Origin of the sequence: Microcoleus sp. PH2017_34_RAT_O_A, assembly GCF_020737885.1 — a bacterium.
Classification (GTDB): domain Bacteria; phylum Cyanobacteriota; class Cyanobacteriia; order Cyanobacteriales; family Microcoleaceae; genus Microcoleus.
Genome location: NZ_JAEQDD010000109.1, coordinates 1 through 17,534 on the forward strand (window position 1 = coordinate 1; position 17,534 = coordinate 17,534).

Genomic DNA, 17,534 nt, shown 5'->3' on the forward strand with positions numbered 1-17,534 from the left:
AACTACGTACCTTAAGAGCGCTGAAGCGCAACTACGTACCTTAAGAGCGCTGAAGCGCAACTACGTACCTTAAGAGCGCTGAAGCGCAACTACGTACCTGTAGCTTTACTTATTCTTATTGAACGACTGTTTGCCAAACCCAAGACAAAGCAATCGATCGCCCTCAGCGACATTTGGGTCATTCTGTAAATAATCCCCCAACCACTCGCAACTCCGAGCAATAATATTATTTAGCTCCAAATTCTCCACAGGTAACAGAATTACAGTCCGATCCCTGCTAGCAAAACCCAGAGTTTTGCTGTCAGAACTAAAAGTAACGCTCAACACCCGATCGCTCGATTCCAAAGTCTTCGATAGCAGCGCCTTCTTGCCGTCAAAATTCCACAGCTTAACAGTATTTCCCGCACTCGCTGCCGCAATCAATTTGCCGTCTGCGCTGAAACTCACGCTTTCCACAGTATCGCTGTGGTTGAGTTTTTCAGTTAAATTAGCTGTCTTACCATCAAAAGCCCACAAGTAAACTTTTTTGTCAGCACAACCAGCAGCAATAGTCTTACCATCTGGACTGAAACTGACATTTCTTACACTGTCTGCGTGATCGAGAGATTTCAGCATCTTCGCCGATGTACCGTTAAATTGCCAGAGGTAAACTCTCTTTTCTCCAGCCATTTCAGCATCATTTTGTGTTTCACTTGCTTTATTCTCAGCAGCGGTAGCAGTAGCAATTGTTTTGCCGTCAGGGCTGAAACTAACGCTAATTACTGGATTGCTGTGATCGAGTTTTGCAAGCATTGTTGCTTTAGTACCGTTCCAGCGCCAGAGATACAATTTGCGATCGGCACTGGCGGCGGCAATTATCTTGCCATCTGGACTAAAACTCACGCTTCTCACAAGGCCACTATGACGCAGGGTATCTAACAGTTTCCCGTTTAAACTCCAGACTTTCACGGTTTTGTCATCGCTGGCAGAAGCCACAGTTTTATTGTCTGGCGAAAAGCTCGTCCAGGTAACAGAATCCTTGTGGTCTGTTAAGGTTTTGATTAAACTGCCATCAGGGCGCCAAAGTCTTACCGTATTGTCGCCACTAGCAGATGCAATTGTTTTGCCGTCCCCACTAAAACTGACTTTATAAACCCAATCTCCATGCCCGGATAAAATCTTATTCAACGGAGTGCTGTTTGGTTGCCAAAGTTTCACCATCTTGTCCTTGCTGGCGGAAGCAATCGTGCCGTCGCTGCTGAAAGTTACGGCCCTCACGTCGTCTTGATGTCCTCGAAAAGTGTTGAGCAAATTGCCACTGCGACTCCAAATTTTTACCGTATCGTCGGCACTGCCGGTGACTATTTTTTCGCCGTCGCGACTGAAACTCGCGCTGACAACTCCGTCGTTGTGTCCTTTGAGAGTTTTGATTTCCTCACCCTTTCGATTCCAAATTTTGGCTGTGGTGTCGGCACTGGCTGAGACGATTTGTTGGCTGTCGGGACTGAACTTCACGCTGTAAACAATGTCAGAATGTTTGGTTAATGTTTTGGGATTAATTTGAAATTTCTGGGTTTTACCTTTGCGATTCCAAAGTTTGATAGTTTTGTCAACACTTGCGGTCGCAATTGTTTTGCCGTCGGGGCTGAAACTGACGCCGAGCACCCAGTCTTTGTGTTTGGTTAAGGTTTGCAGCAATTTTTTTGTTTCCAGGTTCCAGATTTTGACGGTGTTGTCGTGACTCCCGGAAGCTAGGGTTTTGCCGTCGGGGCTGAAACTGACGCTGGTAACAATTTTGGTGTGGCCGGATAAAGTTACGATCGCACTTTTGTCGTTATCCACTTGCCAAATTTTAATTGTGCGATCGGCGCCACCAGTTGCGATCGTTTTCCCATCCGGGCTAAAACTAACACTCGTCACGCTATCGCCGTGCTTGAAAGTCTTTAATAACTTACCTTCTTTGCTCCACAATTTAACCGTTTTGTCAGCACTTGCCGAAGCAACTGAATTGCCATCTGGACTCACACTCACATCCAAAACAAACTTGCTGTGCTGCTCAAAACGGTTGCGTTCTTGCACCCCCGAAACTGCTTGTCTGAGCCTCTCAGCAATCTTATTTTTAGTATCCACAGGCAGCGCCGTACTTTTCAGAGAATCGCGACCGATTTTGATACTATTTTCCAACACTCCTAATTGATTTTTTTCATTAGAAAGCACCAAAGCCTCCGATGCGGAATTTAGGGCATCAGTCCGACTTGTTTCTGCTTCTTGCCGCGCGCTTTCTGCTAATTTTGCTTGCTCGAATCCTATCCAAGAAACACCTCCGAGTACCAGCACTCCTAGAATCGCCGCCCGCAATTGCCATCTCCGAGTTTGATAAAGTTGAGCTTCCGCTTGGTGCTGTTTGTCTCTAGCTAAGCGCTGGTTGTCTCTAGCTTCCGACAGCAAAGCATCTCGCTCTCTGTCTTTACGAATTTGTTCAATTTCATCTCGGTTAATTTGGTTTTGCTTGCGTAGTTCCTCAAATTCTGCTTTTTTATCTAATTCCTGCTGCTGGCGGATGAAGCTAACTAGATAGTCGTGAACGAGCTGATAAAGCTCTGCCGGCAGTTCAGTCCACCGAAAAACTAAACCGGATTTGACTAACAGTTCTAAGACTAAATCTAATTTATCAGTGGCTGCAAATATCGCTAGATCGGAGGCTAATTCGGCGCGGGTTTTCAGGGGGCGAATCTCATCTTCATCTGTGAGAAAATACAATATTCGGCGAGCAGCCCCTTCATTTTCTGGCCCGCAATCTTTGATGACTTCTTCGAGAAATCTTTCGACTAATTTTTGTTGGGGACTGTTGCCCAGTTCCTGATATTGAGTTAAAGTTCTAATGTCCTCTTGTTGGAGTTGAGCGCCCACAAGTTGCAGTTCGATCGGGCGGACTTCTCCCAATTCTCCAGCTAAATCTTTGACTAATTCTTCGATCAGCTCCGGTTCTAAGTAAAACTGCGATCGTTCAGTTAAAGTGCGAATTACCGCTCGCGCATCGCCCTGGGAAAAATTACCCAAATAAAACAGAATATCTTTGCTGAGAACGTCCGCTAAAATATCATTGTTGATAAATTTTGTTGGGTTTTTGGGTCGGGAAAATTCCAGCAAATAGTGCAGGTAATCTTCCCGCAAAGACAGGACGACTTTTAAATACTTGATTGTCAAGCATTCCCGCAAAAAATCAAAGAATATCTGTCTTTCCGCAGGCTCTTTCCACACGAAAAAGAATTCTTCAAATTGGTCAAATATCAGAACAGTTACTAGATGTTCTGAGTTTGTTTGCAACTCTTTGATGATTTTCTCATATTCGATCGCCTGTTTTTCGACAATTACTTCTACAGGCTGTGACTGCTCAATCCGATCCTGATTTACTCCAACCGAGCCGCCGTTAAATTCCTGCCGCAGATTGCCGTTGGCTGCGCCTGCTGCGCTCAAATCTCCCGAAGCCGATCCCGGTACTGCATCGAAAATGTCGCGATCGAATATTTCAGCTTTCCCGGCAGATAACTGTCTGGTCAATTCCCGCGGCCAGTTGTTGTAAACTTGCAGCACTACAGGCAAAACAGTCCGCATTTCGATCTTTTTTTGCTTGAGAGCCGGCACTAATCCCCCGGTGACAATTGAACTTTTGCCAACTCCAGACTGACCGTAAATTACTGTCAGTTTGTCCGGGGTATTGTTCATCCTATATATCAAGCGATTGAGGTCTGCTTCTCTACCGGAAGCGGTAATTTCGTCAGCAATAGTAGGAGCGGCGGCAACTGTTTCGGCGGGATTAATCGCTTCTCTGTGTGGCTGCAATTTTCCGGCTCCAATAAAAGCTCGGAAGCGATACGTATGTTCTACCGCTCGATAATCTTGCTTAAGCTGAAATGCTTTGAGATATTCTCCCCGCTGAAAATAGAATCCTCGCAGCATTTCTAAAACCCGCAAATACAGTTGCGGGTTGTAGCAAGGTTCGGTTTGCGATCGAGCTAGCTCTAAATGTGCGATCGCCTCCTCAATCTCGCCCAACTCGCTCTGAGCCTCTGCTAAAATTAACAGATATAAGCCTAGATGCTGCGATGTTAGAGGCGTTGCGTGTCCCGTCGCTTCAAATTTTGAGTTGAGAGCTTGTAGGGCGACTAAAGCCCATTCTTTCGCCCCTTGCCAATTCTTTTGCTCTAAGGCTACTCTAGCCAAAAAGCCGTAATCTTGAGCCAAATTAACTGTTGAGTTTTCCATATTTTCATGTAACCTCCGAGCTTTGATAGCTAAATTCCAGAGTGCATCCCAATCTTCTAAATGCTGCAATACTTCGCCGAGTTGATTGATGAATATACCGACGGCATCCGGCTGTCCTGCGCGTTCGAGAACATCAATACATTGCTGAAAATAGTTTTTAGCTTCCGTCCAGTAAGGACGGTTGCCGCTGCGGTGCTTTTCTGCTTGAAAACGGTAGCAAAGACCGATGTGAAATAGTAGAATCCCCTCTAATACTGGTGCAGGGTGAACGGTAAATAACAAATCGCTAAATGCTGTTTTTGGGCCGATAAATGCTACTTGATACTTCCAAAAACTGAGACTTTTTTGATACAATTCAAGAGCTTTATGGATGCGGTGACCAGCATATTCGTCTCGGGCGCGAATAAATTGCAAGCTTGCTTCAATAGCTGGTTCTAACCTGATGTTGCAAGTTTGCAAGTCTTGTCTCGCCGACTCTAATTCAGTTAAAGAATTGGCTCCGAGAATGGCAGAGTTACTTAAACGCCATTTGCCGCTTTCTAAAATCTTAGCAAAAATGCGATCGCAACTTTTGCCCAAAAAATCCACCAACTCGTCTGGGCCCAGCACAAATTCAACACTTGTCGTCCAAGTCTCGATATCTGTGACTAACCGAATCAGTTTTTTTAAGATTTTGTCTGTCACCCACAGCACCACTGGGAAGGGAAAATTATTGCGAAATTCTTCCCTGACGTAGTTGGTAGATGTCAGTACGCGATCGATCGCACTTACCGATTCCAATCCAAACACCATTAAAGCTTGAGGCTGGCTGCCTTCAAGTTCGGTTTCTATCGTCGTGTACAGAGTTTTAACAGATTTCGGGAGGACAATTTCTCGAATCTCGACACCAGACTGCTGCCGCAATTGCCGTACAGTTTGTTCTCGCATCGCACTGTAATTGCACCGCACCAAAATCAGCGAAAATTGCCCCTGAGACATTGAAAGAGTCCGGGAGAGAGTTTGCAGCGCACTTTTATTTTGCTCTGCTGCGGTGTCTTGGTGGCAGTGCGAATTAACCATAATATTTGAAAATCCTGATAGATATAGATGCTTTCAGTTGACAGTTGATAGTTGACAGTTGACAGTTGACAGTTGACAGTTGACTGTTGATACCAATTTAATGTGAAGTTGCATATATCTCGATCCCCCTAAATCCCCCTTAAGAAGGGGGACTTTGAGGATATTTCTTGTCCCCCCCTTATTAAGGGGGGTTAGGGGGGATCGGATTCGGGAGTAGCCTCTAACATCACAATTATTCAGAGTTCTATTCTCTCTCTGTGTCCTCTGTGTTCTCTGCGGTTAAATCATTCCTATGCAACGGTCAACGATATAATAAATATAGCCTTTCTCAAAAAGATGAGGTATGCCTGACAGCTTATATAACCAATTAAACTCTTAGGGCTAAAGCCCAACAACGTACCTTGTTTTTAGCTGCCCGTACCTCAGCTCTGAAACTGTCCGATTATATTAGCCGATCGCCCTTAAAACATACCCGAAGAAATACATACTCTGTTATTATCATAATCTCAGGAAAATCAACCGGATTTTACTGATTTTTTTTACCCTCGGTGGCTCACATTCTCCCGAGCAAAAAAGTCGTGAAGCGTAGCTATCCCGTAGGGAATCGCCAAAAATCCCACAAATCTGATGCAGTTATTCGCAAACGGCTGAAATCTTGCATTCCCTGCTTTGCTGGCCCCTCGCCGCACTGAGATAAACTACGGGCGGCGGTTCCTCAATGACAACTTGCACATTTTCGATCGCATTTTCGATCAGAATTTTATCAATCTCCATATCTAAATTAGTAGCTGAAAAATCAGGTCGATCCCAATCTTCGCTTTCTTCAATGAGGATTGTTGTGGTTGGTGCCGCCATCTCTAAATCAAGCTCATCACCTAAATTAGAAACTTGCTTGTTTGGCTCGATTTTCTGACCGGTATCAGTAGCTAAAACTTGAGTGTTATTGGCAATTAGTACGATCGGCAGTGCTACCATTGCACTTATCGTTTGTCGCGCCGTGCTTTTCCTCATAATCTCCTCCTAGTATCAACTAAATTTTGGTGCTGCTATAAATTTAAACATCGGCCGCTACTTGACTGCGCTGCTATTATTTAATCGTCGCTTATTTTCGAGAAAATATACCCGATATGTGACACTTCGGGGCAAGTTTGCCTGACGGAGGGTATCCGGCTAACTCTTCCCGTTTCTATTGATTACTTGAAAACTCTTAAACAATCAGGTTTTCCTGTAAGTAATTTTGGAAATGAGGGTAAATAGGTACGTAGTTGGGCTTTAGCCCTCTTGGGACATATAGCCTTTCTCTAAAAGGTTCGCGGAGCAATTTTGTGAGAAAAAGCTTGACATCGTAAGGGTTGCAGCATACATCGGCATACCTCATCTTTCGCTCGAAAGGCTATATATCTAAAGAGGGCTGAAGCCCAACTACGTACCTTGATTGATTGGACAGAATTCTCGTTACCAGGAAGAGTCTGGTAATGCAGAGTGGCGAGGAAGAGCCACCAGCAAAATCGAGACGGTTGCTACTTAGTCAAACCGTGTTCGAGAGCGTAGCGAACCAACTCAGTACGGCTGTTAGTACCAGTTTTGCTAAACAAACGGCTGACGTACTTTTCCACATTCCGCACGCTAGTTTCCAAGCGGCGGGCAATTTCCTTATTCATCAAACCTTGAGCAACCAAATCCAAAACACTTTGCTCTCGCGGAGTCAAATCAATTTTAACCGACGAACTACTTTGGACGATCGCACTCCGCCCGCTTAGCAAAGACTCAATTCTCGCCATTTGGCTGGCCAAAGCAGCAATATCAGGACTTTCAGCATTGCCGCCCGTCTCCTTAGCCGCCGCGCGGCGGGCGAGCAAATTCGTGACAATTGCCACTAACTCGTCGGGATCGAAGGGTTTAGAAAGATAAGCATCGCAGCCTGCTTGATAGCCTTGAATGCGATCGCCAGTCATCCCCTTAGCCGTCAAAAACACCACCGGCAAAGCCTTATAGCGAGGATCTTCCCGCACTTGCTTGAGAAACTGATAGCCGTCCACCTGCGGCATCATAATATCTGAAATCACCAAATCCGGATTCATCTGCTGCAAGAGTTCCCAGCCATCCCGAGCATTACTGGCAACCTCAACCGAAAAATCGCTATCTTCCAAATAAGCTTGTACTGCTTCCCGCAAGCCCGGTTCATCATCTACCAATAATAGTCTTGCTGACATATCCCTTACCCTTACGTTTTACCACTATTATCTTTTAATTTAGCCGAATTCAACTATTTTTTCACTCCATCTATAGAAGCAACTCCAAAAATTGCGATTAAACTCAAAAGTTTTGAGTTGGGTTTCGATCCAACAGACAAGATTACAAAAATAGTTAGGACTGGCTTTCCGGCCCATCCCACAACAATCATTTTTTCTGGGGCGATTCTCCAGATCGTCGTCCCACAAAAATGATTGTTGTGGGACGATGCTCAGATCGTCGCCCGAAAAATTGATCAAAAAGACTTTTACCAGAAAGAATTGGTTGAAAGCCCGATCGGGAGAAATTAAAATCAGACTATTGATTATTCCAATCCTCGGACTTAAAGGTAGAGGTCGTTCTTCAACTGTCAACTGTCAACTGTTGAAAATCTTGTCTATTCTTAAAGCCTTCCCAATTAAACTTTTGAACGATCGGTCAAAATTTCATAACCGGTATCCGTCACCAACACAGTATGCTCGAACTGAGCAGACATAGCATTGTCAACCGTTACAGCAGTCCACTTGTCAGCAAGCGTCCGAGTGTACTTAGAACCTGCATTCAAAATCGGTTCGATCGCCAATGTCATACCCGATCGCAATTTCACGTTAGGCATTTCGCGGGTGCGGAAATTGAAAACCGACGGTTCCTCGTGCAAATTGCGCCCGACACCGTGGCCTGTAAACTCCTCAACAATGCTAAAACCGTTGCTTTTGACATGATCTTCGATCGCACCAGCGAGATCGAGCAAATAAGCACCAGCCTTGACTTGTTCGATACCTTTATAGAGAGCTTCTTCTGCAACTCTAATTAATTTTGCCGATTCCGGTGTCACTTCCACAACTGCGATCGTGATGCAAGAATCGCCGTGAAAACCTTGATAATATGCTCCCGTATCTACTTTGAGAACATCTCCGGATCGAATTACTTTTTTAGGGCTGGGGATGCCGTGAACAACTTCGTTATTAATGCTAGAACAAATTGAACCAGTGAAACCGTGATAACCTTTAAAACTCGGAGTTGCACCCATTTCACGGATGCGTCTTTCGGCATAAACATCCAAATCAGCAGTAGTCATTCCCGGTTTCACAAGTTGAGAAATTTCTTTCAGAACCGTGGCGACAATTTTCGCTGCTTGCCGCATTATTTCGATTTCGCGTTCAGACTTAATTTCAATGCCTCGACGCTGTTTTGTGACTTGGGGTTCTTTAGTTGGGCCAGAAAGCAGACTGCTAAAAATATTCATGTATTGAATGTCAGGTAATTTTGTGATTTGAGGGCGGGTATAGCAGTGGACAGTTGACAGTGGACAGTTGACAGTTGCACAGTCAGGAAATCAAACCGTTGATGCTATGGGTTAGGAGGCTCTATTCATGAGGTTATTTATGTCCTCATCGCTGGGGCGATTGCTATAAAAGCAAAAAACGGCAAATATTGGGTTTTTTGGGGAAAAACGGGTTTGTTGTTCCGAGCTGTCGATCGCTTGTCCTTTAGCTAGCTTAATATTTTTCTTGGTAATCTGCACGGGAGAGGGAGAGGGGGAGAGGGGGAGAGGGGGAGAGGGGGAGAGGGGGGACAGGGGGGACAGGGGGAGAATGGGAACAATCCTCTTTTTTCCTTCTTCCCTCTTCCTTCTGACTAATGACAACTGACTAATGACTTCTTATTTATTTCCAGTTTTGCCACGAACTATTGAAGATAGAAGTACCCGGAAATGCGATCGGATTCTTATTTTGCTGCAACCGCAACTGCAACGCCTCCAAATTTGGCTCGCGGGAGGGCAATTCGTCCACCAATTCATAGGGTAAAATCCCCTTTTCTAGGGAAAAAGCAGCCGTAACTCCCGCAGCAGCCCCAGCAGACCATTCAAAGGAATGCACTCGATAAGCAGCCGCTGCCGTGTGGCTGACAGCAATACTTTTACCCGCCACTAACATATTGTCAATCTTCTGAGGAATCATTGCCCGCAGGGGAATTTGGAACGGATAAGCCGATCCTTGACCTTTGCGAGTGCCTTCGCGTTCGGTGTTTCCCGGTGCTTCTGGCGGGCTGTTGGTCATGCAGGGGTGAAAGTCGATCGCATAATGACCGATACCTACACTATCAGGATAAATCGTGGCGCGCGATCGCGATTTTGTCTCCTCAACAGACTGAATTCCCACAGCCAAAGCCGGCGCATTCAAGCCTCCCAAAGCCAGCCACAAATTGCGATACTCTTGTTCCGACAAATTCTGGCGGTAAAAATCCGTCTTAAAATCATTGCGAGACATATCAACTTCCCACACCGTAAAACCTTGAGGTTGAGTAAAAGTCGGCCGCCCAATAATCCGCCGCCCCTCCCGCATATAAGGATACTTAGAAAGTCCGTGAACCGTCCCCATGGGCGAATCCAAGCCGCTCAAAAAGCGATTGTTAGGATAAGGCTTTTTCACTCCATTACCTAATTGCGAGTCAGTGGTTCCTGCTACCAGCCAGTAGAAATATCCTTTCGCATTCTCTTCACCGCGGCGCAAAGTTTCCGCGCGCAAACCGCCCATCCAGCCACCCGGTTGCAGTTGACCGTTTGCTGCCAATTGCGATCGAGAATAAATTAAATTATCCTCGGCAGAACCGGGACGGTAATCATTCCCCCACGTCCAGTTTTGCATGGAAATATCCCCAGGATAAATCGGGAATTGCTTCGGGTCGGCAGGGCGCGGCTCATCCGGTCTCATGCTCCTAATTTGGCGGTAGCTAAAAACTAGCGGAAAACTAGCTAATCTCGCTAATTCATAACTGTAGTAAGGAGCGTATTGTTGATAGAAAGACGGCTGTTGGTGCTGCTGCGGTTCCTTCGTTGCCTCCATGGCAAAAGTGTAGGTAAAACCTTGGGTGCAGTAAGTGTCGCCGTTGGGGCTGGCGGAGGAAGGTTCCAGAGGAGAACGCGGGTCAATTCCCAGGCGGTAGGGAACATCGGCAAGTCCGATTAATTCGCCTGTTTCAGTCGCATCTACCACGAACCAATCTGCACCTCTCGGTTGGGATTTTGACTGGTTTGGTGGTTTGGAAGTAAACCGAATAATAGTTTTGTTAAATCGCGCCGAGTTTTCGTAGCGATAGGCATCTTCGATGGTTTGAGACAGAGTTTCGGTGTTGATTGGCGGGGTGTTGGCGGCTGGTTTGTGTTGAATGCCGATCGCACTTTTAATCTGTTGGCCCCCAACCGCATTCCCCGCCGAGGCCGGAGTAACTGCTAGTTCTTTAATCACCGTATTGGGAAACCATTTCAGCTTCCCTTTGCCTTTTTCTGCGGCATCTTGCAAAATGTCAGATAGAATTTTGTGGCCGTTGTAGGGCATAAAACAGGAATAGCTAACCCAACAGCCGCCGGGATTTAGTCTCCCGTAATGTTCCTTGATGCGCTGCCGCAGTTCTAGGTAGCCGCGCGGGTAAAATAAGAGCGATCGCTGAGTGTCTCTTTCATCTAGTGCGGAGGTTCCCTGGGAGGAAATTTGACCGCCCAGCCAGTCAGTAATTTCGGTGATGCAAACGGTGCGCCCCGCCAGCAAACCTTCGTAGGCGGTAGCAGCACCTGCTAGCCCGCCACCGGCTACGAGAATGTCGCAAGTTTCCTCTTTGTCGGGATTGCGAGGAAGCGCAGCCAAGGCTGGGGTAATAGCCGAGAGGGAGGTAATCAGGCTGAGGGTGAAGGTGACGAGCGATCGACCTTTGAGCGAAGAAAATAGATACCGTCGCAGTTTAATCGGAGATTGTGGAATCAATTTAGACATAAGTGAACAACACTCATCGCATCCAAATGTTTATTTTGCAGTATACTGGTATTTCGCCGTGTTGTCAGGGCAAACTTTTTTATACAAGAGGCATAAATACCATCAACAACTATATAAAAGCAGGATAAACCTTATGCTTAAAATCGTCAAATTTTTTAGATCTTTGATTCCTTTTGAGAGTTTAACAATTACGACAAGTTTAACTTTTTCGGAAGTTTTGCACAGGTTGGACGAAGTTGTCACTCCTCCCAAACTTTTTAGAGTAACTCTACCCTTCGGCCCGCCACCTGCAAAACCTTACGAAGGAACAATTTCTGGCAATACCTTCAAAATCAGTCGCATCATCACGGGCCGCAATTCATTTTTGCCAATTATCGAAGGAGATATCCATTCTCAACCGTTTGGTTGTTCCATCAAAATTAGGCTGACTTTACATAAAATAGTCCTAGCATTTATGATTCTTTGGCTGTGGACAACGGGCAGTATTGGAATGTTTGCTTTATTTGCTTGGTTAGTAGAACCCTCTGTGGGCCCAATATTTTTACCGATATTAGGAATGTTTATTTTTGCATGGCTTTTGTGTTTGATTCCTTTTAAAATAGAAGCAAAATCAGCTATAAGATTTATGTCAATTCTCTTAACATAAAGTAACTTGTTGCGGGATTTTGTGAGCTATAAGGCAATACCGTTTACTGATATAGCGCCCTGGGGGTAAAATCCGATGAGAAATAGATACGGAGATTGCTTCGTTCCTCTCTTCGGACTATCTTAAGTAAACCGTATTGAGCTATAAGGCGTGCATCTGGTTGTTGAAGCCTGAAGAAGCATGACCGCATATAAGTTATTAGTTATAATTTTATATTTACTGCGGTCATGCTTCGCCCCTACGGATATATTTGCTAAAACCAGATGCACCCGTTATAAGATTTAAAATAATCCGCGTCAATCGCCGTTCATCTGCGGTTAAAAATTCCAAACTTATGCGTCAAAACGAACTCAAACAAAAAATCAAACAAGGCGAAACAGTCCTCGGCTTATTTATGAACTGCGCCTATCCCGCATTCATGGAAATCTGCGGTCATGCTGGATTTGATTTCGCCGTCATCGACATGGAACACGGCCCCCTGCACCCGCTAGCGGCTGAAGATTTGTGCCGCGCCGCCGACTGCGTCGGAATTGCACCCATCGTCCGCGTCCGCAAAAACGACGGCCCACAAATTCAACGAGCTCTCGACATCGGCAGCGCAGGGGTTCAAATACCTCAAATTGAAAGCAAAATCGATGCTGAAACCGCTGTCAAAAGCGCTAAATACAGTCCTCTGGGCGCGCGCGGCCTTTCTTTCGCTACGCGGGCGGGACGTTATACTGCTGCGGGCGTTGATATCACGGACAAACTCAATGAAGAATCCTTGGTGGTGATTCACATCGAAGGTAAAGGCGGCATCGACAACCTGGCAGAAATTGTGACTGTCCCTCATATTGATGTGATTTTTCTGGGGCCTTACGATCTGTCACAGTCGATCGGCATTCCGGGCCAAGTTCGCGATCGGCGAGTCATCGACATGATGCAGGAAGCAGTGCAAACCATCCGCAAAGCAGGTAAAGCAGCAGGTACTTTTGCCGACAACCCGGAAATCGCCAAGCAGTGGATTGATGCTGGCGTTCAGTACGTTGCAGTTGGGGTCGATGTTGCCGTCTTCCTGCGGGCTTGTCAGTCGCTAGTCAAAGCAGTGCGGAATTAAGTTGCTAAGTAAATCCACTTAATTAAATGTGAAATAGCGATCGCTAAAAAGCTTGCTGTGTATGTCTTCTTACTTCTTCGCTCTTCCTTCTTCCCTCTTCCCTCTTCCCTCTTCCTTCTTCCTTCTTTACGATATCTTTGCAAATTTTGTAGTATTTTTTACGACTCATTCAAAAAACCTGAGCTAGAGTAGAAGTATAAACCTTCTTAAGGCAAAACTTAGGAGGGGAGCAAGGCTTAAAGGAGAATAATCCATGAAAACCGTATTAGAATCCATTCATTTGGACTATGCTTTCATGTTTACTTTTAAGAAAGTAAACTCGATTAAGCTAGAAGGTTTCAAGCCATTTTTTAACGATATGCCTGTAGATCCTTATATTAAAGGCAAGTATCGTTCGAGAAGATTGTCGCGGTTTGTCGTGAACGGGAATGAGTTAGTTAAGTTACCTCACGGCTATTTGTTTCAAAGCAAAGAGTACAATCCGGTGGTGGGCGACATCCGGCGGGAATTTGCTGAATTGGACGATCGGCTAATTGCCCTCGATAACTTCAAACAACTGATTTTTGCTTTCTTCGATTCATGCAAAATTCACCCGGAAGCTGAAATCGGAGTGCATCAAATCAGGACGAGTTGTTCGCCGAAAAATTTCGGCAACCCCGCACCGGAAGGCATTCACCAAGACGGTACTGATTTTATCGCGATTTTCTCGGTCGATCGCACTAATATTGTGGGCGGGGAAACGCATTTGTATTTGGCGAAGAAAGAGAAGCCTGTTTTTAATAAAATTCTGCATCCGGGAGAATTGCTATTAGTCAACGATCACGAGTTTTTCCACTTTACTACGCCGATTAAACCGGAATCTGAAGGGGTGGGAACTAGGGATGTCTTTGTGATAACTTCTCCGAGTTTGCTTACTGATTGAGGATGAGGTATGTTGTTGCGCTTTAGCGCTAAAGCGCAACTATAGCGGTTCTCAGAAAGGTGAGGTACGTTGTTGGGCTTCAGCCCTCTTAGCGGGACTGGTTACATAACGTATCAGTCATACCTCACTTTTTGAAAAAGGCTATACCTTTGGAGCGCTGAAGCGCAACTACGTACCTTTAGAGCGCTGAAGCGCAACTACGTACCTTTGGAGCGCTGAAGCGCAACTACGTACCTTTAGAGCGCTGAAGCGCAACTACGTACCTTTGGAGCGCTGAAGCGCAACTACGTACCTTTGGAGCGCTGAAGCGCAACTACGTACCTAAGAGCGCTGAAGCGCAACTACGTACCTTTGGAGCGCTGAAGCGCAACTACGTACCTTTGGAGCGCTGAAGCGCAACTACGTACCTTTGGATAGGTTTAGGAGTTATCGAAATTTGCGTTCAGACTCTAGAATTGGAACATCATTAATGCTGGCTTCACGTCTTCGCATTAACCCATTTTCGGCAAATTCCCACTGTTCGTTTCCATAGGCGCGATACCAGTAGCCTGAATCATCGTGCCATTCATACTCGAAGCGGACAGAAATCCGATTATCTGTAAAACTCCACAGTTCTTTCTTTAAACGGTAATCTAATTCTTTTGCCCATTTTCGTGTTAAAAAAGCTTTGATTTGTTCCCGTCCGCTGAAGAATTCCGCGCGGTTTCTCCACTCAGAATCTTCTGTATAAGCTAGGGCTACTCGTTCGGGATCGCGGGTATTCCAGGCATCTTCGGCAGCTTGAACTTTGGCTTTTGCTGTTTCTAGCGTAAAGGGCGGTAGAGGTGGTTTGGTTTCCATAAGCTTTGTTGTTTGTGACTGGAAGGAAGTCCGCTAGACTTACGATTTGTGCGAAATAATTGGGATTGCCCTAGTATAGAACTCGAATTGCGATCGTTCCCAATCCCAAATCTAAAATCGTACTAAGTTCCTACTTTTAATTTCTGCATAGTTTTCTGAAATCTCCTCAGCAGAAATGCTAGAAACAGCCATTGAGCAAGAATTCCCAATCCCACAAAAGGTATTGCTGTTGGTTTGTAGAACTGCCAAAACCCATAGCCGAATAGCGTCCAAAGTGCGGCGGTTGCAGGAATGCGATCGGGGATGAGTTCCCAATATAGGAGCATTCCGGGAGCAAGGAGCAACCAAATGCTGAATCCACAGCTCGCCCATCCCATTGGATTGCGAATTTTCGTCGCACAAACTTGTTGCACGAAGGTGGCGGATATTAAGATCGTATTTGTCGTACACAGAACTAAAAGACCTGTTTCTACAAGTTTTTTAGTGCCGATACCTATCCAAAATAGCCAAGGTACTAACAGCGCACTTGCTACGATTAGATGGATAATAACAGCCACTAACAGAGGGCTTCGATCCGACCAAATTAAGCTTTGCCAGCCGGGAGAATCATAGCGTACCCACTCTAATAAAGCTTGGCGTTGAGGGCAGATAGCAAGCATTAAAACCAGCAGCAGCATAACGGTCAAAACGTACATCGAGATAGCTGCCAAGGTGGCGTTCTGCTCATCCACCACGCTTGTGGGTAGGAAAAAGCCTAGAGCGAGAACTTCTACACCAGCTAAAATGGCATAACTTTGCCGTTTGCCGATCGCAGTCGATCGAGGTTTGTTGAAATTCCGCAACAATATTCGCCACAGCAAAAACGCAGTAGTGCCTAACACCACTAAACTAAAAGTATGAGACACCACACCTATGTTGTTAATCGGGAGCAAAAACCACGAAACAACAGGATGTGGGTATCCGAATATTTCTGAATTCGCCAACAGCGGCCGCCATGTGATGGCGGTGTTCCAGCTCATGTACAATGGGGCGATCGCGCAACAGGCGATCGCCCCAACTCCAAAGGCTGTTGCCTGTGGTGGGTTCCCTGTTCTCTGTGTTTCACTTACCAGCCCGCAGAGCATCACTACGCTGTAGCATATAGCGCATCCAAGTGCGAGCATCAGATAGACGCTGGCAATCAGGGGCAGCGAAATCCCCGCTTGCAAGCCGGCCAAGCAGTGCAGGGGAACCATCAGCCCTAGGAAAATATACAGCAGTACGGGAACGCCCAGCATTTTACCCAGCAGAATCTGCCACGCCGGACACGGACTCAGCCGAATAAAATTCAGAGTTCCCCGTTTCTGTTCCTGTCCGATGTCGTTGACTATCCAATAACTTCCGAGGGTAAATGTTACATAGGGCAGCATCCAAGTGATGATTTGCCACAAGTCCAGCCAGCCGTCTGAAAAGAGGCGGGAATTTGGCGAGGCAATCAGCAGTAAAATAATTTGGAAGATGACCGAAAATGAGACCGCTGCAATGACTGTGTGGGGTTTGAGTCTACCGCGAAGTTCCCGCAGCAGTTGCGGGTTCCAGTTACCTAAACGATCGATCAAAACTGAGTTTGTCATCGGGGAATAGATAGATAGGATTGTTGGCTGTTTCTGTTCGCTTTGCTGTCTGTTCCTCAGTCCCGGTAAAACCAATTCAAATTTTTTCGGTACTGGAAGCGGGCGATCGCACGCTCAGTATAACTCCGAGGCCATCAGATTCGATCTCAATCCTCAGCATCCGGATCGATGCCCATTGCTCGCAGTCGATCGGCTAACTGGGCGGCTTTTCGCTCCGCTTGTTCGGCTTTTCGCTCTGCTTGCTCGGCTTTTCGCTCCGCTTGCTCGACTCTAGCCCGCTCAATTTCAACTTGTTCGGAGCCAATTAACAGCAAATTCCCCTGGGAATCCCACCACCGCAGCCAAAGCATTTCTTGATTTTGATAACTTCCCTGCCAAAGTCCCAATTCTACATCTAATACAGGAATGGGATAGTGACCGCGTTCGTTTGGCTCGATCCTGCGATAGACAAAATCTATCAGGTGATAGACTTCTAAATTGCCCGTTTTAATTTCATAAATGCCGTAGTAAGGAATGCGGATAATTCTTTCGTAAACCCAAAACTTACCCGGTTTAGTTGTAGTACCGTCAGCGGCTACAGCTAGCGGAGTGCGATCGCGCTCTTCATCTCCATTCCCGCTAGCAAACTCTAAAGCAATGAACGGAGCCATGTGTTCCCGCCAAAGTACATAAGAACGGCGATAACCGTCGATTGTTGGCGGTACGTTGGGCACATAAAACCAATCCGGTGCTTCTGCGCCTCGCTCTGGCGGGTCAGTTTCTCGCCAGTAAATTCCGCAATCTTGCCCGATCGCATATTGTCCGTCTGGATGCAGCCGCTCTACCACCGACGCGATCGAATCTGTCAGAATGATACTCTGGGGATGCTCCTGAAAATTCTTCACAAATGTACCGTCTTCCTCTGGCAGTTGGGTATGATCGGGGAATGCAGGAGGCAAACCTGTAGCAGTTATTGTCTCGTTCATCGTCCTTTCCCGTGCAGTTATTGTCAATTGTAATCCAAAATTTTAGCTATCTAGGGCTTGCTGAATAATTGATTGCCAACCAAGAGCAGGAGCGATCAATATATTCAAGCTTGGTTAAAGATAAGTTTTTTCTGTATCGAGTCGCC

General features: G+C 46.0%; 12 protein-coding genes. 3 read left to right on the forward strand and 9 right to left on the reverse strand.

Annotated elements, in window-relative coordinates; all coding sequences use genetic code 11:
- Positions 1 to 105: 105 nt before the first annotated feature.
- The 5 genes from JGK11_RS27875 to JGK11_RS27895 all read right to left on the reverse strand — a co-directional run bounded on the left by JGK11_RS27875 (position 106) and on the right by JGK11_RS27895 (position 11,306).
- Positions 106 to 5,304, reverse strand: coding sequence for a hypothetical protein (locus JGK11_RS27875; protein WP_293213741.1), 5,199 nt, complete (start codon positions 5,302 to 5,304; stop codon positions 106 to 108).
- A 633-nt stretch (positions 5,305 to 5,937) separates the two neighbouring features.
- Complete coding sequence (locus JGK11_RS27880; RefSeq protein ID WP_293175861.1) at positions 5,938 to 6,315, reverse strand: hypothetical protein; 378 nt, start codon at positions 6,313 to 6,315, stop codon at positions 5,938 to 5,940.
- 509 nt (positions 6,316 to 6,824) lie between these two features.
- Positions 6,825 to 7,517 (reverse strand): response regulator transcription factor, encoded by a 693-nt coding sequence (locus tag JGK11_RS27885; protein ID WP_293155027.1) that lies wholly within the window; start codon positions 7,515 to 7,517, stop codon positions 6,825 to 6,827.
- Positions 7,518 to 7,954: 437 nt separating this feature from the next.
- Positions 7,955 to 8,782 (reverse strand): type I methionyl aminopeptidase, encoded by an 828-nt coding sequence (map, locus tag JGK11_RS27890; RefSeq protein WP_293175863.1) that lies wholly within the window; start codon positions 8,780 to 8,782, stop codon positions 7,955 to 7,957.
- A 421-nt stretch (positions 8,783 to 9,203) separates the two neighbouring features.
- The gene (locus JGK11_RS27895; RefSeq protein ID WP_293175865.1) at positions 9,204 to 11,306 is read right to left on the reverse strand and encodes an FAD-dependent oxidoreductase; all 2,103 of its coding nucleotides are present in this window, start codon (positions 11,304 to 11,306) and stop codon (positions 9,204 to 9,206) included.
- A gap of 133 nt (positions 11,307 to 11,439) precedes the next feature.
- Between JGK11_RS27895 and JGK11_RS27900 the strand changes: the two genes are divergently transcribed.
- Both JGK11_RS27900 and JGK11_RS27905 read left to right on the forward strand, forming a co-directional pair.
- Entirely contained in the window at positions 11,440 to 11,952 is a 513-nt protein-coding gene (locus tag JGK11_RS27900; protein ID WP_293213743.1) for a hypothetical protein, read from the forward strand.
- 334 nt (positions 11,953 to 12,286) lie between these two features.
- Positions 12,287 to 13,048 (forward strand): aldolase/citrate lyase family protein, encoded by a 762-nt coding sequence (locus JGK11_RS27905; protein ID WP_293213746.1) that lies wholly within the window; start codon positions 12,287 to 12,289, stop codon positions 13,046 to 13,048.
- 43 nt (positions 13,049 to 13,091) lie between these two features.
- On the opposite strand, the gene JGK11_RS27910 is transcribed toward JGK11_RS27905, so the two are convergent.
- Positions 13,092 to 13,217, reverse strand: coding sequence for a hypothetical protein (locus JGK11_RS27910; protein ID WP_293205456.1), 126 nt, complete (start codon positions 13,215 to 13,217; stop codon positions 13,092 to 13,094).
- An 84-nt stretch (positions 13,218 to 13,301) separates the two neighbouring features.
- Here JGK11_RS27910 and JGK11_RS27915 point away from each other — a divergent pair, with 84 nt between their 5' ends.
- Positions 13,302 to 13,970, forward strand: a complete 669-nt coding sequence (locus JGK11_RS27915) for a 2OG-Fe dioxygenase family protein (RefSeq protein ID WP_293175873.1) — start codon at positions 13,302 to 13,304, stop codon at positions 13,968 to 13,970.
- A gap of 426 nt (positions 13,971 to 14,396) precedes the next feature.
- Here JGK11_RS27915 and JGK11_RS27920 read toward each other — a convergent pair whose 3' ends face one another.
- The 3 genes from JGK11_RS27920 to JGK11_RS27930 all read right to left on the reverse strand — a co-directional run bounded on the left by JGK11_RS27920 (position 14,397) and on the right by JGK11_RS27930 (position 17,388).
- The gene (locus tag JGK11_RS27920) at positions 14,397 to 14,810 is read right to left on the reverse strand and encodes a nuclear transport factor 2 family protein (RefSeq protein ID WP_293175875.1); all 414 of its coding nucleotides are present in this window, start codon (positions 14,808 to 14,810) and stop codon (positions 14,397 to 14,399) included.
- Positions 14,811 to 14,932: 122 nt separating this feature from the next.
- Positions 14,933 to 16,423: a hypothetical protein gene (locus JGK11_RS27925; protein WP_293205454.1), complete on the reverse strand. Its 1,491-nt coding sequence runs from the start codon at positions 16,421 to 16,423 to the stop codon at positions 14,933 to 14,935.
- 146 nt (positions 16,424 to 16,569) lie between these two features.
- Positions 16,570 to 17,388 carry a Uma2 family endonuclease gene (locus tag JGK11_RS27930; protein ID WP_293189621.1) on the reverse strand — a complete coding sequence of 273 codons (819 nt, stop codon included), beginning with the start codon at positions 17,386 to 17,388 and terminating at the stop codon, positions 16,570 to 16,572.
- Positions 17,389 to 17,534: the final 146 nt, after the last annotated feature.

What these genes read in the sequence shown, in the direction of transcription:
- JGK11_RS27915 (WP_293175873.1), top strand. Translation starts at nt 13,302, where the DNA reads ATGAAAACCGTATTAGAATCCATTCATTTGGACTATGCTTTCATGTTT.
- JGK11_RS27910 (WP_293205456.1), bottom strand. Translation starts at nt 13,217, where the DNA reads ATGAGTCGTAAAAAATACTACAAAATTTGCAAAGATATCGTAAAGAAG.
- map (WP_293175863.1), bottom strand. Translation starts at nt 8,782, where the DNA reads ATGAATATTTTTAGCAGTCTGCTTTCTGGCCCAACTAAAGAACCCCAA.
- JGK11_RS27930 (WP_293189621.1), bottom strand. Translation starts at nt 17,388, where the DNA reads ATGAACGAGACAATAACTGCTACAGGTTTGCCTCCTGCATTCCCCGAT.
- JGK11_RS27905 (WP_293213746.1), top strand. Translation starts at nt 12,287, where the DNA reads ATGCGTCAAAACGAACTCAAACAAAAAATCAAACAAGGCGAAACAGTC.
- JGK11_RS27885 (WP_293155027.1), bottom strand. Translation starts at nt 7,517, where the DNA reads ATGTCAGCAAGACTATTATTGGTAGATGATGAACCGGGCTTGCGGGAA.
- JGK11_RS27895 (WP_293175865.1), bottom strand. Translation starts at nt 11,306, where the DNA reads ATGTCTAAATTGATTCCACAATCTCCGATTAAACTGCGACGGTATCTA.
- JGK11_RS27900 (WP_293213743.1), top strand. Translation starts at nt 11,440, where the DNA reads ATGCTTAAAATCGTCAAATTTTTTAGATCTTTGATTCCTTTTGAGAGT.
- JGK11_RS27880 (WP_293175861.1), bottom strand. Translation starts at nt 6,315, where the DNA reads ATGAGGAAAAGCACGGCGCGACAAACGATAAGTGCAATGGTAGCACTG.
- JGK11_RS27920 (WP_293175875.1), bottom strand. Translation starts at nt 14,810, where the DNA reads ATGGAAACCAAACCACCTCTACCGCCCTTTACGCTAGAAACAGCAAAA.
- JGK11_RS27875 (WP_293213741.1), bottom strand. Translation starts at nt 5,304, where the DNA reads ATGGTTAATTCGCACTGCCACCAAGACACCGCAGCAGAGCAAAATAAA.
- JGK11_RS27925 (WP_293205454.1), bottom strand. Translation starts at nt 16,423, where the DNA reads ATGACAAACTCAGTTTTGATCGATCGTTTAGGTAACTGGAACCCGCAA.